The sequence below is a fragment of the Acetivibrio sp. genome, assembly GCF_035371925.1.
Classification (GTDB): domain Bacteria; phylum Bacillota; class Clostridia; order Acetivibrionales; family Acetivibrionaceae; genus Hungateiclostridium.
Genome location: NZ_DAORXT010000021.1, coordinates 21155 through 36431 on the forward strand (window position 1 = coordinate 21155; position 15277 = coordinate 36431).

A 15277-nucleotide genomic window follows, 5' to 3' on the forward strand; every position below is an offset into this window, starting at 1 on the left:
CGCAAAACTGTTCTCCTCATACCGCACACATCTGTGTACATACTCCGATTAACAGCCTGTACTATATAACTATATTACCACAAGATTCCTGATAATGATGTTAAATTTATATTAAAGAGTCTAGAAACCGAAGGGGACGGTTTAGCAAACCGTTAGGCTAGACTTATTTTACTTCAATGACAACAAACGCTTTAATGGTATGTTTTATCCCATAGTTATCGGTAAAATGATAATCCACTGGGATAATATCAATGCTTGAAAAATCTATATATAATTCCTCAATTTCTTCTGTGGTGGAATAATGATGCGGAATGTTTTCCTCTCCTTCAACGTTATTAACAAATGTATTTTTCTCAATCTCTATACCCTTACCATAGTTTTCATCTTCTGTTGAAACATAGTCAACAACCAAAACCCCGCCCGGTTTAAGAATTCTATGCATTTCTTTCACATTTTTACGCGCATCTTCCAAAGTGCCGTGTCTGGTTGTCCATACACACAAAATTGCATCCAGTAAATTGTCTTCAACAGTCAGATTCCTCATGTCAAGCTGTGCAAACTCAACATTTGTAAGGCCCAACTTTTCTGCCTTTGAACGGGTGACTTCTATTCCCGTCTCTGAAATATCCACAGCCAAAACCCAAAACCCGTTTTGGGCAAGATATCTCGTATGCCGTCTTCTGCTTGAAAAAAAAAACATTATTCTCTTGCATCCGCATTTTTTAAAAATATCTTTTGCTACTCTTACAGTAGGAAGTATTTCCGATTGCACTTCCCCTTGCTCTTTGTAAATTTTATCCCATTCATGTTCCCACTTAATATTCATCTTTTCCCCCTTAATTGAACTTCATGCATTTTCGATTAATCTATACATCAATTGATTTTAAGAAAGAATATAAATTATTTTGCAAAGTATTTCCATTAGATTATTATATTAAATTATTGCCTTTAAAGACAATATTCTTACAAAGACTAACCTTTTAACACCAAATAAACATTAAGCCAATAAAAACAACATTTTAATATATATTGCATCTATTTTTTACTCGACACCGGTATTTTTAATAAATAATAAAGAGGAGGCAAATACCTCCCCTTTTCAGATTCAGTTAACAAAACATACAGTTTTTCATTTCAATTCTTATGTAAGTACCTTGAATGCACCTAAAATTATTTCAGCTACAATGAATTAGTTTTTGTAACCGCATCCGCCAAATCCGCCGAAAATTCCAGGGCACAAGCACAAAATAAGCAAAATTATAACTATCCACCAAATAAAGTCATTACCATAACCGCAGCCAAAACCTCTATTTTCTTCCATACCACTTCATCCTTTCTTTTATTGATTTGCTTCACGGTAGTATAATATTCACGCAATTAAAAAAGTGTTACACTAATTTTTAATTTATTGGTTAATAAAATGATCTTTACTTTGCGGTCAGCTTTGGAATCGCGGAACATCTGCATTTCCAGGTAAAATAAGAAAGAGCCCGAAAGCTCCTAATCCTTCTTTACTCAATAAATGAATATACTTTTTCATCATTTACCTTTATGCCGAAAACCTCTTCTTTTATAAGGCCTTGGATAAAGTTATTTATTTCTCTAAACCGGTCAAACGGAATATTTTCAAGAATGCTTGTCGCCAGTGTCCTAACAGGTGCACCGGAGGAAAAGGCCATAAAACGGTAAGCTTTGGTCCTAATACAAAGTTCGTCCCTGTTAGGATGTATGGAAGTCCAGAGTTAAAGTTAAATTCTATACCGTAAGGAGCTGAGATAAACCCATTCAATCATACTCTTGACCGCAAAGATTATGTTCCAAAAAAAGTTGTCCTCAAGCCCAAGGAAGATATCCACAAAATCAAAGAGCGAATGTGCTTGTCGGAGCATCCTTTCGGAACGGTGAAATGGTATCATGGGGCACATTATTTGTTATGTAAGGGTAAAGAGAAGGTCACAGCAGAGCTGGGGCTTAGTTTTCTTGCCTACAATCTTAAAAGAGCAATCAACATGGTAGGTGCAAAGAAATTGATAGAGGCAATGCAGGGATAATAAAGGGGAAAACCCTTTTTTATTATATAAAAAAATCTGCATAGGCATTAAAATTTCAGTATAGAAATGCCGAAAACCCTTGTAAAACAAGGGTTTTCGGACAAATTGTGGTGGAGCTAAGGGGGTTCGAACCCCTGACCTCTTGAATGCCATTCAAGCGCGCTCCCAACTGCGCTATAGCCCCGAAATATTCATCAAAGCAATAAATATTTTAATACAATTTCCCTCAGAATTCAATAGGCTTTTTTGGAAAAAATAAAAAACTTTAATTTCTAAAGACTAATCCACATATATATTCTCGGTACTGTAGTCCACCAATACAACCCTGCCGTCGTTTTCGATGAAATTCACAATATTTGCCATCATACTGTCGGTATGGCCGGCTTCATTTGAGACACATGATATCCCTATTATTGCATTTTTCCACTTGTCATTGAAGCCTACTTCCGCAACAGAGGCATTGAACCTCGACTTAATCCTTCCGACAATACTCTTTACAACCTGCCTTTTCTCTTTCAATGAGAATGCATCATCAATGTTTAAAATCACTCTACAAACGCCTACAACCATATCATCACCTATAATTAAATTAGATTTATGTTTTTGCCGCTTTTATATTATAGCATAAACTTTATGATTATAGAAAATTCATATAAAACTTGCTATAATATTAAGTAATACTGAAGAGGAGTTAGGAAAATGGCAAAAATTCTTGTAATAGACGATGAAAGTACCATTCTTCAGAACATTAAATTTCTTCTCGAAATTGACGGCAATGAAGTAATGACAGCTTCAAGCGGTACGGACGGTCTTAGAATTTTCATGGACAATTTCGACTCTATAGATGTTGTCATCACCGATATGAAAATGCCAAGACTTTCCGGCATGGATATCCTAAGGGAAATCAAAAAAATCATGCCCCATATGGCAGTAATTATCCTTACGGGACACGGTGATTTGGATAATGCCATTCTTGCAATGAAAGAAGGAGCATTTGAATATCTTAGAAAACCGGTCACAGCCCAGGATTTATCAATAGCCATAAACAACGCTATAAACCGAAAAAAACTTCTGATGGAAAACGAAAAAATGAACCGTGAGCTTTTAGAGCACAAAAACTACTTGCAGGGGCTCCACGATTCTGCGGCAAAAATACTTCTTAACATGCTGCCGAAGAGCTTGCCTGATATAGAAGGGCTTAACTTTGCCGTAGAGTATAAAAGCTGCGATGATGTGGGCGGCGATATGTATGATGTGTGCGATATAGGAGATTATATATGCTTCTATGTTTTTGATGTATCCAACCACGGTATTCTCGCCGCCGTTATTTCAATAATAATAAAAAGCTTTCTTCAAAACATACAATATAACTACCGGCAGGGAATCAACAAAAGAAGATTTCCCGAAATAGTTTTAGACCTCAACTTGGAGCTTTTGTCCAACACAGCTCAAAATGTTTTTGCTTCTTTGTTTTTAGGCTTTATTGATAAAGACACCAAAAAGCTTTATACTGTATCTGCCGGCCATATACCCCAATACATAGTCAAGGCCAACGGACTTGTACCGTTAGAATCCACCGGCCCTATTCTTGGAGTTTTTGAAGATTCAACCTATAAATGTTCTGTAAATCAGTTGGAGCCAGGAGATAAAGTATTACTTTTCACAGACGGTATTATTGAAGCACCTTTATATTCAAATGACGAAAATTCCGACAGCTCTCATATTTTCGGCTACGAAAACATGCTCAAAATTCTTGAAAGCTCTAGAAATGAACCTCTTTTGGCTCTTATCGATAAAATAATGAAGGCTGTAAAGAATTTCTCCAACAATGCCTGTCTGGACGACATGACGATATTAGGTATTGAAGTCCTAAAACAGAATGAAAATTTCGGAGGTCAAAATGAGGAAAAATCCGCACAATAATAAAAATCTTCCGGAAGATATATTGGAAAGCATCATTATAAGCTCAACGGAATATGCCATTATCGCAACAGACATCCATAGCAGGATAATTATCTGGAATAAGGGAGCTGAGCTAATTTACGGTTACTCAAAGGACGAAATGCTGGGAAAGCCGCTTCCTCCCGACCTTCACAGGCAGGGTCTTCCCAACAGTGAATTCCTCTTTGTACCCGACAATAAATCAAGATCGCATTTGATAGACCGTACAATGTATGCAAAAAGAAAAGACGGCTCTTTTATTCCCATTTCCATCACATCAACCCCCAGAATAAATAAAAATAACGAGACAGTGGGCTTGTTGATTCTCACCAGAGACGTTACAAGATACAAGCTTTTAGAGCAATTTAACAGTTTGCTGATTGAAATCACTCACCTTGTAAATTCATCATCAGCAATTGATCACATGTGCTCCGCAGTATGCAATACCATAAGCAGCTTTCTTGGCCTGCCTTCGGTATTCATTTGCTTGTATGACTATCTTGGCAACAATTTTTACATAAACGCAATGAAAGGCCTGTGCAAAAGCTGCAACACCCATACCTGCAGCTATTTTACCGATGAAAATGATGTGGCAGAAAACATAAAAGACTGCTTTAAAACCTACACACAGCTTACAATAAACCACAGCTCCCTATCGGAACATGCCATCTATGAATATATGGATGAATCTGTGTCCGACAGAGGTGAAAATTTCATAATTCATATTCCGCTGATATCAGATGTCTCAATTATCGGAATACTTCACATAGTCGTTTCCCAGCCCCAAAAAACTTTCCTTCTCAAAGAAACGCAGATTTTAAGCCTTATTGCCAATGAAATAACGGCAGGAATCCAAAGAAAACGTCTGATTGAAGAAATAAAGGAATATGCGGATAACCTTGAAAAAATGGTTAGGGTCAGGACTCACCAGCTTCGCGAAAAAGATGCCCAGCTGGTACAGTCGGAAAAGCTTGCCACCCTTGGTGAAATGGCCACCGGCATAGCTCATGAAATCAATCAGCCTTTAGGAGGTATAAGCCTCATTACCCAAGGGCTTATTCTGGCAAAAAAGCGGAATATATTAACCGATGAGATGCTTCTTGAAAAACTCAATGCCATTGTGGAACAAGTAGACCGCATTGATAAAATAATCGGACATCTTCGTACCTTTGCAAGACAATCCGATCAAACAAAAACGCCGGTAAACATAAAAATGCCTCTTCTTGACGTATTCAAGCTCATTGGCGAACAGCTGAAAAAGCAAGGAATCAGTGTCGATATGCATATCGAAGAAAACCTCCCCTACGTCCTTGCCGACCACAACAAATTAGAGCAGGTTTTTTTAAACCTCATTGTCAATGCCAAAGATGCCTTAAACGAACTTGAGAAAGTCCGCAAACACCTTAAATCTAAAAATGAAGCTACTGAGTATTTTGACTTAGTGGATAAAAAAATTACCATAAAAACCTATTCAAATACCTCCCATGTCATTATTGAAATTATTGACAACGGAATCGGTATCCCCAAGTCCATTATCAATAAAATCTTTGAACCCTTCTTCACTACTAAAGAAGTGGGAAAAGGCACCGGTATCGGGCTGTCGATAACTTATGGAATTGTCAAAGAATTTGAAGGTACAATAGATGTTGAATCCGAAGAAATGAAAGGCAGCAAATTCATAGTAAAACTTCCCATATTCAAAGAAAATAATATGTAAATATCTCCAATAATATTTTGTGTTGTTAAAAATCTTTCCAAGTGGTATGATATTCAAAGGAAATTTAATTAAAGCTGTTGCTTTATGTTTCCAATAGCTTTAATTTGCCATTTACATATTTTCATATAAAATGTTTGACAAAAGAGGTGTACCAATTTGCCTTTTGACGGTATAGTAACAAAAAATGTGGTTAACGAACTTACGGACGTTCTTACAGGTGCCCGCATTGACAAAATATATCAGCCTGAGCAGGATGAGATAATAATAAACTTAAGAGCCAAAGGTCAAAATCTTAAGCTTTTGTTATCCGCAAATGCCAGTTACCCAAGGATTCATTTTACCGATGTTACAAAGGAGAATCCAGTAAATCCTCCTGTTTTTTGTATGCTTCTAAGAAAGCATCTTTCCGGAGGAAGGATAACACAAATAGAATTTCACGATTTTGAAAGAGTTGTTACAATACATATTGAGACCATTAACGAATTGGGAGATCTGACTTTAAAAAAACTTGTAGTTGAAATAATGGGTAAACATAGCAACATTATACTTGTAAACAACGAAAATAAAATCATAGATTCGATAAAACATGTAGACAGCGATATCAGCCGGGTAAGAGAAGTCATGCCTGCTAGGCCCTATACCCTCCCCCCCAGTCAGGACAAAACCAGTCCTCTGGCGCTCAATGTGGATTTACTTTTCACTAAAGCAAACGAACAAGGGGATTTACGTATATCAAAGTTCCTTCTAAACAATATCAAAGGATTCAGTCCCCTTTTGTGCGAAGAAATATGCCATCGTGCAGGTGTCGACCCAAGAATGTCGGTTTCAAGCCTCTCGGAGAATATTGTCCTAAACTTGAAGCAAGTTTTGAAAGAATTAATTTTTAGAATTGAGCATTCGGAATTTACTCCATGCATAATATGGAATGGTGATGACAGACAAAAGCCCGTAGATTTTCATTCTTTTGAGATTAGTCAGTACAATACTTTGGATTTTTATCCTTCTATCAGCAAAGTGTTGGATTTGTTTTATACAGCCAGAGATACTTCCGACAGACTCACACAAAAGAAAGCGGATCTTTTAAAGATTCTAAACAACTGTATTGACCGTTGCAATAAAAAAATATCCATACACACGGACACACTCAGAGAAGTTGCCGAAAGGGAGAAGTTCAAGCTCTACGGCGAGCTTATCACTGCAAACATATACTGTATACCTAAAAATGCCGACAAGGTATCTCTTTTAAATTATTACAGCGAAGACGGCGAGTATGTTGAGGTCCCTCTTGACGAAAACCTTCTTCCTCAAGAAAATGCCCAAAGGTATTTTAAGAAATACGCAAAAGCAAAAGCAGCCTATATTCATACTACGCAGCAGCTTGAAGAAGCCCGCGGCGAGCTTTCATACCTTGAAAGTGTGCTTCACTGTTTAGAGAGCAGCAATTCCATCAAGGATATTGATGATATACGCCAGGAGCTTGCCGACCAAGGTTATTTGCCTTCAAAGAAAAAGAAGTCGGAAAAGAAAAATTCAAAAGCCTTTACTCCCTACATTTACAAATCCACGGACGGTCTTTACATCTATGTAGGAAAAAACAATGTGCAAAACGACTTTTTGACCCTGAGATTTTCATCTTCCAATGACATATGGCTTCATACGAAGAATATTCCGGGCTCTCATGTCATAATAAAAAAAGAAAAGGGAGAAATACCCGACAGCACTCTGTTTGAGGCAGCACAATTAGCAGCTTATCATAGCAAAGCAAAGAATTCCTCCCACGTGGAGGTTGACTACACCCAGGTTAGGAATGTAAAGAAACCCAACGGGGCAAAACCGGGAATGGTAATCTACGATAATTATAAAACTATTATTGTTACCCCCGATGAAAATATCGTAAATAATTTAAGAATGGAAAAATAGATAAGGAGTGTTAGTAAATGATATCAGAAAGTGTAGTAAATAGCTTAAAGAAAGCCTCATGGATAAGGGCAATGTTTGAAGAGGGTGAAAAACTTCGTAAAATCCACGGAGCAGACAATGTATATGATTTTACTTTGGGAAATCCCGATCACGAGCCTCCCGCATCGGTAAAAGAGACATTAAAAAGCATTGTCACCGAAGATAAACCGGGTATACACCGTTACATGAATAATGCAGGATATGAAGACGTAAGACAAAAAGTGGCAGACTATTTAAACAAAACCTCCGGGCTGTCTTCCATCTCATCACAGCATGTAATCATGACTTGCGGCGCTGCCGGAGCTTTAAACGTTGTGTTAAAAACTATCTTAAACCCCGGAGAAGAAGTAATTATTTTGGCACCTTACTTTGCTGAATATATTTTCTACGTTGGAAATCATGGAGGAAAAGTGGTTATAGTTCCTCCTGAAAAGGATAGCTTCAAACCGGACCTTAAAATACTCGAAAGCAGCATCACCGAAAAGACAAAAGCAATAATTATAAATTCTCCGAACAACCCATCGGGTTACATATACAGTGAAGAAACCTTGAAGGAAATTTCCGACGTCCTTGAAAAAAAAGAAAAGGAATTTAGCTCCACTATATACGTCATTTCAGATGAACCCTATTACAAGTTGGTTTACGATAATGTAAAGCTTCCGTTCCTTTTCAAAATATTTAAGAAGTCCTTCATCGTAAATTCTTTCAGCAAGTCCTTGGCTCTTCCGGGCGAGAGAATCGGCTATATTGCGGTAAATCCCGAGACTCCCGGGCTGGAGCTAATATTGGAAAGCTTGATATTTTGCAACCGCACCTTGGGTTATGTCAACGCACCCGCATTGTTCCAAAAAGCAATTGTCGACTCATTGGATGCAGACATTGATATTGATAGCTATAAAGAAAGACGGGATTTGATTTATGACACCTTAACCCGTCTGGGATTTTCATGCATAAAACCCCAAGGAACTTTTTATATTTTCCCGAAATCTCCTATTGAAGACGATATTCAGTTTATCAAACACGCAGTTAAATATAATATTCTTTTGGTTCCGGGCACAGGATTTGGTTTACCAGGCCACTTCAGACTTTCCTACTGCGTAAGCATGGACACCATAAAAAAATCAATACCCGCCTTTGAAGCATTGGCCAAGGATTTTAATCTTGTGAAATAAAGGTCTAAAAAAGGCTTCCGGCAGCATTAGCCGGAAGTCTTTGGCTTTTTGTCAGTTCTTTCGGAATTAATATTTGCAATGAAGCTCTCTATGTCTCTAAAAACATCTTTATTGTCAATACTGTGGCAAATTAAATGGTTTGAATTCTCGTAATACTTTATATACTTAATACTCGAAGACACATTTTTATAAATATAATCTGCACTTTTATGGTGCACAGTATCATCAACCAATCCTTGGGTTATAAATATTGGACATCTTATATTCTTTAGTAATGGCTTTGATTTTCTAAGCAACACCTTAAAATTAATCATAGCCGAAAAAGGAATAGATGCTGCAGAGCCAATATAATATTTTATATGTTTATAATCCTTTGTTTTTATATCGTTTGCAACATTCGTTGCAATCCTCTTTATATCCCAATGATATATTGGTGTATTAAGGGTTACAATACCATGAGTTTTATGCTTTGCTGCAAGATTTACAGCAATTAATCCTCCCATTGAAAAACCTATAATAATTACCCTATTGCATCGAGAATTAAGTTCTAGCAAGCTTTTCTCCGCTGACTCTATCCATTGGGTATATTTTGCAGCTGCCAAGTCTTGCCTGCTTCCCATATGACCTTTTAGTATCGGACATTCGGTTATAAAACCTTTACTTGACAAGTATTTATTTAAAGGTTCAATTTCCCCGAGATTTCCGGCAAAACCATGTATTATAAGACATCCAATAGTATCTTTCATATCATATTTTCACATCCCGATATAAACTGTTCGACTACAAAAATTTCTTCGCTAAAAGCTTTCAAAATGAAGCTTATTGCAAGGCAATCCATCTATATCATACGGTTTCTTTTCTTCATCGGGATAACCTACGGCTATTATACATTCCACTTCATATTCGTCGGGTATTTGCAGAATCTCTTTTACAGTGTCTCCAGCCTTCACATTATTAGTGCCGAATCTTTCTCTGACTTGTATCCAACAGGAACCCAACCCTAAGGATTGCGCAGATAGCTGAATTATAATTGAAGCTATTGAAGCATCTTCTATCCATACATCACAAACCTTTGGATTTGCTGCAACAACAATCCCCAATGGAGCACCGGCCAAAAAATCCGAGCTGTGTTCTCTGATTTTAGAAAGACTTTCAAGCTTTTCTTTGTCAGTAACCGCAATAAACTCCCATGGCCTTCTCGAACGGGATGAAGGCGCCAGCAAAGCGCTTTTTAAGATTATGTCTATTTTGTCCTTCTCCACTTCTTTGCTTTTAAATTTTCTGATGCTTCTCCTTGATTTCAGCAAGTCATACAGCATAAATTTACTCCTCCCTCATAAATCAAAGTTTTTCACAACCCCTTCGAATATATAAATAAATTTTAGTTCTATCACTATATTTTGCTTATCAGCCCGAAATAACATTCCGTCTCAATTTATATCTATCAGCTCCCATGCATATAATTACATTATATTATCTGAATAATATCAAAACAACTGCAATAATCATAATTTCTCGCCAATGTTTTATTAAAATCCACGCTTTTATTAAAATCCATGATTTTATTAAATTTGCTCAAAAAAATCATCATAAAAATATTCCATATTAGCAAATTATGATATAATTAAGATGTAAAGAAGCATATATTTGTTCGCATTTATCCTATGTAAAAATTCTTGGGGCTAATTTGTAAAAATTTCAATATTACTATTCCGTAGCTTATCTAAACCGCAAATGTGAACAATTAAATTTTTAAAAGGGGGAAATATGAGGTGAAAAAACTTATTATCACAGTTATAGTTTCTGCTGTCCTTTTCACTGTTCTTGTACCGCAGTTGCCTGTTTATGCAGCAGACTATAACTATGGAGAAGCACTCCAGAAAGCAATTATGTTCTACGAGTTTCAGATGGCCGGGGACCTTCCCGACAACATCCGAAACAACTGGCGCGCTGACTCATGTCTTGGAGACGGAAGTGACGTAGGTCTTGACCTTACAGGCGGTTGGTTTGACGCAGGAGACCACGTAAAATTCAACCTGCCTATGGCTTACACAGCTGCTATGCTTGCATGGGCAGTGTATGAGTACAAGGATGCATTGCAAAAAAGCGGTCAATTGGGCTATTTGATGGACCAGATCAAATGGGCGTCGGATTACTTCATTAAATGCCATCCTGAAAAAAATGTATACTACTATCAAGTGGGTAACGGAAACGCAGACCACAGATGGTGGGTACCGGCCGAATGTATAGATTCTCAAGTGGAAAGGCCGTCCTATAAAGTGGATCTGGCAAATCCGGGTTCTACTGTTACCGCAGGTACTGCCGCAGCACTTGCAGCAACCGCAGTAGTATTCAAAGACTCTAATCCGGCTTATGCTGCTGAATGTATACGTCACGCAAAAGAGCTCTATGATTTTGCAGAAACTACTATGAGTGACAAAGGTTATATTGAAGCTTTGAACTTCTACACATCCCATAGCGGATGGTATGATGAGCTTTCTTGGGCAGGTGCATGGATTTATCTTGCAGACGGTGACGAAAAATATCTTGAAAAAGCCGAAAAATATGTAGATAAATGGCCGCTCGAAAGCCAGACACCTTACATTGCTTTTTCATGGGGTCATTGCTGGGACGACGTTCACTACGGCGCAGCACTTCTCTTGGCAAAGATCACAAACAAGTCTTTATACAAAGAAACAATGGAAAGACATTTGGACTTTTGGACAGTAGGGTATGAGGGTCGAAGAATCAAATATACTCCGAAAGGTCTTGCCCACCTGACTGACTGGGGTGTATTAAGACATGCCACAACAACTGCATTCCTTGCATGTATTTATTCCGACTGGTCAGGATGTTCCAAGGAAAAAGCAAATATCTACATGGATTTTGCAAAGAAGCAAGCTGACTATGCTTTAGGCAGCAGCGGCAGAAGTTATGTAGTAGGCTTTGGTGTAAATCCTCCGGAGCATCCGCACCACAGAACTGCCCACAGCTCATGGTGTGACAGTATGAAAGTTCCGGAATACCACAGACACGTTCTTTATGGAGCCCTTGTTGGTGGACCGGATGCCACCGATGCATATGTTGACGATGTAGGAAACTATGTAACAAATGAGGTTGCCTGCGACTACAATGCAGGTTTTGTAGGATTGCTTGCCAAGATGTATGGCGAATACGGCGGAAACCCTATACCAAACTTCATGGCTATAGAAGAAAAGACAAATGAAGAAGTCTATGTTGAAGCTTCAGTAAGCTCAAATAACGGTGCCGACTTAAAAACATACCTTTACAACAAATCAGGATGGCCGGCAAGAGTATATGACAAGCTTTCTTTCAGATACTTCATGGATCTTACCGAGTATGTATCTGCCGGATATAATCCTGATGATATAACTACTTCAATAATTTATAGCGCAGCATCAACCGCTAAAATTTCAAAGCCAATACTTTATGATGCTTCTAAAAATATATATTACTGCGAAATCAATCTTTCCGGCACAAAGATATTCCCCGGAAGCAACTCAGACCATCAGAAGGAAACCCAGTTTAAGATACAACCTCCTTCAGGTGCTCCTTGGGATAATACCAATGACTTCTCCTATCAGGGAATCAAGAAAAACGGTGAACTTGTAAAAGAACTACCGGTTTACAACGATGGAGTTCTCATATTCGGTGTAGAGCCCGACGGTACTGTTCCAACCTCACCAACGCCAACAGTAAAACCGTCTCCGTCACCGTCTGTAAATCCTACACCAACACAGAGTGTTCTTTACGGTGATATCAATCTGGACGGAAAAATAAACTCCTCAGATGTTACACTATTAAAAAGATATGTTGTCAAATCCATAGATGTTTTCCCAACCGTTTATCCGGAGAAGAGTCTAATTGCAGCAGATGTAAACGGGGATGGAAAGGTAAACTCTACGGACTATTCATATCTTAAACGCTATATCCTGAAAATCATACCTACCATACCTGGAAACGATGGACAATACCGTTTTGATTAAAAATATAAGTAAAAAAAAGAGAAGAGTTCAAAGGCTCTTCTCTTTTTTTATACTTAAAATTATCAAAACATTTATTCCCTTGTTTTTACAACCATTAAAATACCTGAAGTTATTGATATTTGGGCGGTAGGGGCAATAAAACAATTACTTACTCCTCTGCTTGAACCCATTTCAATAGTCTCACCCTTAAGGGGGTAATAAAGCCCTTTTGTGGTTATACCTTCAACCTTTGACGTAAGAGGCAGCAGTGTAAGATAACATCCTTCTTCCGCTTCAACCTCGACGCTGTCGGTAATCAGAAAGATTTCATTATATTCATTTACTACCCTGCCTTTTACTCCCCTGTCAAGCATTTTCTTTAGTAAAAAAATATTTGATAAAGTGTGATCCAGCCTTGTACCGGTGCCTCCAATTATCACAATATCCTTGTACCCTCTGTCAATGGCCGTATCTACCGCAAGTTCCGTGTCTGTCATGTCCTTTTCTGTTGGAAATTCCAATATTGTAACCTTTTGCTCCCTGTAATATTCAAGCTGTTTGTCTTCTATAGAATCAAAATCCCCCAAAAGGACATCCGGCTTTATGCCAAGCTTTTTAAGATGCAAAGCTCCCCCGTCAACGCAAACAATAAAATCAGCCTCATCAAAAAATTTTCTGTGATATGAATAATCTATAATACTTCCATTACAAACAATAAGAGCATACATTTCTTTCACCGGCCTATTCCCTATATGAGTTTGCCTTAAGCTCTCGAATTATTTTTTCGGTATCCTCTGCCGCAAATACGGTAGAGCCCGACACAATAACATTTGCGCCTGCCTTTGTCACGGTGTGTATATTCTCAGTATCTATTCCGCCATCCACTTCTATATCGATATCAAGTCCTCTGCTGTGAATAATCTTTTTTAAGTCCTCTATTTTGCGGGTAACTCCGCTTATATATTTCTGCCCTCCAAATCCCGGATTAACCGTCATAAGAAGAACCATGTCCACATCTTCCAAGACCCACTCCACACTAGATAAAGATGTGGCAGGATTTAGAGCTACTGCAGCTTTTTTCCCAAGCTGCTTAATTTTCTGGATAGTTCGATGAAGATGGCAGCACGCCTCCGGATGAACCGAAATGATATCCGCCCCGGCATCGGCAAAGTTTTCTATATACATATCAGGATTTTCAATCATAAGGTGAACATCAAAAGGCAACCTTGATACCTTTTTTAATGCTTTTACCACAGGAGGACCAATTGTTATATTAGGTACAAAATGTCCATCCATAACATCTATATGTACCAAATCGGCTCCAGCCCTCTCTATACGCAACACTTCCTCGCCCAGTTTTGAAAAATCTGCCGACAGTATGGATGGAGCAATTTTAATCAACATTAAGCACTTCCTTTCGAGTAATTAAACTTATACATATTTTTATCTATAAATCAATATCTTAAACAAAAACTCCAACTTTCTTTGAAACAATCAATTTTTCAGGAATACTTACGGCGCTGCTTGTCCTTCAATGCTTTGTAAAATGTTATATAGCGCGCATATCTGTCCTTGCTTATTCTTCCGTCCTCCAAGGCACTTTTAACCTTGCATCCCGGCTCACTGATATGGCTGCATCCGACAAACTTGCACAGGCCGATATACTCTCTAAACTCCGGATAATAATTTTGAAGGTGTTCCGGCTCAATGTCCGAAAGTTCAAAAGAACTAAAGCCTGGAGTGTCCACTACAAACCCTCCTGACTTTAGTTCCAAAAGCTCCGCATGCCTTGTGGTATGCTTTCCTCTCTCAATTTTATCACTAACGTTACCCGTCTCCATGACATACGAATCCAAAATTCTGTTTAAAATAGTCGACTTTCCCACTCCGGACTGTCCCGCAAAAACAGTAATCCTTCCTTCGAGCATTTTTGCCAATTGCTCAAATCCAACATCTAAAACAGAACTAATAGATACAATTTCAAATCCGGTATCTTTATAGCAGTCGATTATTGAGTCTTTATACCCTTCATCCAAGTCAATTTTGTTTATGCAGATTATCGCATTTATTTCTTTCTGCATGACGGTAATCAAAAGCTTGTCTAAAAGACTAAAATCCGGCAAAGGTGATTTAACCGAAACAACCAAAGCTATCTGATTGATATTTGCTACCGCCGGTCTTACCAGCTGTATTTTCCTTGGGCAAATTTCTTCAATATATCCCTTCTTTTTTTCTTCGTCTACCACCGATAGAATAACTTCGTCACCAGGTAAAGGAATTTTGGAATCTTTTCTGAATGCACCTCTGGCCTTGCATTCATAAACTCCGTCCTCCGCTTTTACGTAGTAAAATCCTCCAATACCTTTGAGTATAATACCTGATGGCAAACTTTATACCTCCTTAATTCTCTTCCGCATATTCTGTCTGACCTTCTTCATCGGGATCTTCCGC

At 38.1% G+C, this 15277-nt stretch carries 15 protein-coding genes and 1 tRNA gene; 6 read left to right on the forward strand and 10 right to left on the reverse strand.

Annotated features, from left to right (window positions below):
* Positions 1-163: 163 nt before the first annotated feature.
* From PLH43_RS04745 to PLH43_RS04755, 3 genes are all read right to left on the reverse strand, one after another.
* Positions 164-826, reverse strand: coding sequence for a class I SAM-dependent methyltransferase (locus PLH43_RS04745; protein WP_324360621.1), 663 nt, complete (start codon positions 824-826; stop codon positions 164-166).
* A 363-nt stretch (positions 827-1189) separates the two neighbouring features.
* Positions 1190-1321, reverse strand: a complete 132-nt coding sequence (locus PLH43_RS04750; RefSeq protein WP_324360623.1) for a hypothetical protein — start codon at positions 1319-1321, stop codon at positions 1190-1192.
* 190 nt (positions 1322-1511) lie between these two features.
* The gene (locus PLH43_RS04755; protein ID WP_324360625.1) at positions 1512-1679 is read right to left on the reverse strand and encodes a hypothetical protein; all 168 of its coding nucleotides are present in this window, start codon (positions 1677-1679) and stop codon (positions 1512-1514) included.
* Positions 1680-1859: 180 nt separating this feature from the next.
* Here PLH43_RS04755 and PLH43_RS04760 point away from each other — a divergent pair, with 180 nt between their 5' ends.
* Positions 1860-2051 (forward strand): transposase, encoded by a 192-nt coding sequence (locus PLH43_RS04760; RefSeq protein WP_324360649.1) that lies wholly within the window; start codon positions 1860-1862, stop codon positions 2049-2051.
* Between the two features lie 108 nt (positions 2052-2159).
* Here PLH43_RS04760 and PLH43_RS04765 read toward each other — a convergent pair.
* Positions 2160-2235: transfer RNA gene (locus PLH43_RS04765), tRNA-Ala, on the reverse strand.
* Positions 2236-2330: 95 nt separating this feature from the next.
* Positions 2331-2621 carry a DUF503 domain-containing protein gene (locus PLH43_RS04770; protein WP_324360627.1) on the reverse strand — a complete coding sequence of 97 codons (291 nt, stop codon included), beginning with the start codon at positions 2619-2621 and terminating at the stop codon, positions 2331-2333.
* A gap of 129 nt (positions 2622-2750) precedes the next feature.
* Here PLH43_RS04770 and PLH43_RS04775 point away from each other — a divergent pair, with 129 nt between their 5' ends.
* From PLH43_RS04775 to PLH43_RS04790, 4 genes are all read left to right on the forward strand, one after another.
* On the forward strand, positions 2751-3974 hold the full coding sequence (locus PLH43_RS04775; RefSeq protein ID WP_324360629.1) for a SpoIIE family protein phosphatase: 1224 nt from the start codon (positions 2751-2753) through the stop codon (positions 3972-3974).
* Positions 3952-5709, forward strand: coding sequence for an ATP-binding protein (locus PLH43_RS04780; protein WP_324360631.1), 1758 nt, complete (start codon positions 3952-3954; stop codon positions 5707-5709). The genes PLH43_RS04775 and PLH43_RS04780 overlap by 23 nt, the downstream gene beginning before the upstream one ends.
* Positions 5710-5865: 156 nt before the next feature.
* Entirely contained in the window at positions 5866-7629 is a 1764-nt protein-coding gene (locus PLH43_RS04785; RefSeq protein ID WP_324360633.1) for an NFACT RNA binding domain-containing protein, read from the forward strand.
* 17 nt (positions 7630-7646) lie between these two features.
* Positions 7647-8840 (forward strand): pyridoxal phosphate-dependent aminotransferase, encoded by a 1194-nt coding sequence (locus PLH43_RS04790; RefSeq protein ID WP_324360635.1) that lies wholly within the window; start codon positions 7647-7649, stop codon positions 8838-8840.
* 26 nt (positions 8841-8866) lie between these two features.
* Here the strand turns inward: PLH43_RS04790 and PLH43_RS04795 are convergent, their stop codons facing one another.
* A complete protein-coding gene (locus PLH43_RS04795; protein WP_324360637.1) occupies positions 8867-9586 on the reverse strand; it encodes an alpha/beta fold hydrolase in 720 nt (239 codons plus the stop codon).
* Between the two features lie 51 nt (positions 9587-9637).
* Positions 9638-10159, reverse strand: coding sequence for a nitroreductase family protein (locus PLH43_RS04800; RefSeq protein WP_324360639.1), 522 nt, complete (start codon positions 10157-10159; stop codon positions 9638-9640).
* A gap of 453 nt (positions 10160-10612) precedes the next feature.
* On the opposite strand from PLH43_RS04800, the gene PLH43_RS04805 reads away from it, so the two are divergent.
* The gene (locus tag PLH43_RS04805; RefSeq protein ID WP_324360641.1) at positions 10613-12847 is read left to right on the forward strand and encodes a glycoside hydrolase family 9 protein; all 2235 of its coding nucleotides are present in this window, start codon (positions 10613-10615) and stop codon (positions 12845-12847) included.
* Between the two features lie 71 nt (positions 12848-12918).
* Here the strand turns inward: PLH43_RS04805 and PLH43_RS04810 are convergent, their stop codons facing one another.
* The 3 genes from PLH43_RS04810 to rsgA form a co-directional block, all read right to left on the reverse strand.
* The gene (locus PLH43_RS04810; RefSeq protein ID WP_324360651.1) at positions 12919-13554 is read right to left on the reverse strand and encodes a thiamine diphosphokinase; all 636 of its coding nucleotides are present in this window, start codon (positions 13552-13554) and stop codon (positions 12919-12921) included.
* 13 nt (positions 13555-13567) lie between these two features.
* Positions 13568-14230 carry a ribulose-phosphate 3-epimerase gene (gene rpe, locus PLH43_RS04815; RefSeq protein WP_324360643.1) on the reverse strand — a complete coding sequence of 221 codons (663 nt, stop codon included), beginning with the start codon at positions 14228-14230 and terminating at the stop codon, positions 13568-13570.
* A 98-nt stretch (positions 14231-14328) separates the two neighbouring features.
* Entirely contained in the window at positions 14329-15213 is an 885-nt protein-coding gene (rsgA, locus tag PLH43_RS04820; RefSeq protein WP_324360645.1) for a ribosome small subunit-dependent GTPase A, read from the reverse strand.
* Between the last annotated feature and the right edge of the window lie 64 nt (positions 15214-15277).

What these genes read in the sequence shown, in the direction of transcription:
- PLH43_RS04790 (WP_324360635.1), top strand. Translation starts at nt 7,647, where the DNA reads ATGATATCAGAAAGTGTAGTAAATAGCTTAAAGAAAGCCTCATGGATA.
- PLH43_RS04755 (WP_324360625.1), bottom strand. Translation starts at nt 1,679, where the DNA reads ATGGCCTTTTCCTCCGGTGCACCTGTTAGGACACTGGCGACAAGCATT.
- PLH43_RS04780 (WP_324360631.1), top strand. Translation starts at nt 3,952, where the DNA reads ATGAGGAAAAATCCGCACAATAATAAAAATCTTCCGGAAGATATATTG.
- PLH43_RS04795 (WP_324360637.1), bottom strand. Translation starts at nt 9,586, where the DNA reads ATGAAAGATACTATTGGATGTCTTATAATACATGGTTTTGCCGGAAAT.
- PLH43_RS04800 (WP_324360639.1), bottom strand. Translation starts at nt 10,159, where the DNA reads ATGCTGTATGACTTGCTGAAATCAAGGAGAAGCATCAGAAAATTTAAA.
- PLH43_RS04810 (WP_324360651.1), bottom strand. Translation starts at nt 13,554, where the DNA reads ATGTATGCTCTTATTGTTTGTAATGGAAGTATTATAGATTATTCATAT.
- PLH43_RS04770 (WP_324360627.1), bottom strand. Translation starts at nt 2,621, where the DNA reads ATGGTTGTAGGCGTTTGTAGAGTGATTTTAAACATTGATGATGCATTC.
- rpe (WP_324360643.1), bottom strand. Translation starts at nt 14,230, where the DNA reads ATGTTGATTAAAATTGCTCCATCCATACTGTCGGCAGATTTTTCAAAA.
- PLH43_RS04775 (WP_324360629.1), top strand. Translation starts at nt 2,751, where the DNA reads ATGGCAAAAATTCTTGTAATAGACGATGAAAGTACCATTCTTCAGAAC.
- PLH43_RS04750 (WP_324360623.1), bottom strand. Translation starts at nt 1,321, where the DNA reads ATGGAAGAAAATAGAGGTTTTGGCTGCGGTTATGGTAATGACTTTATT.
- PLH43_RS04745 (WP_324360621.1), bottom strand. Translation starts at nt 826, where the DNA reads ATGAATATTAAGTGGGAACATGAATGGGATAAAATTTACAAAGAGCAA.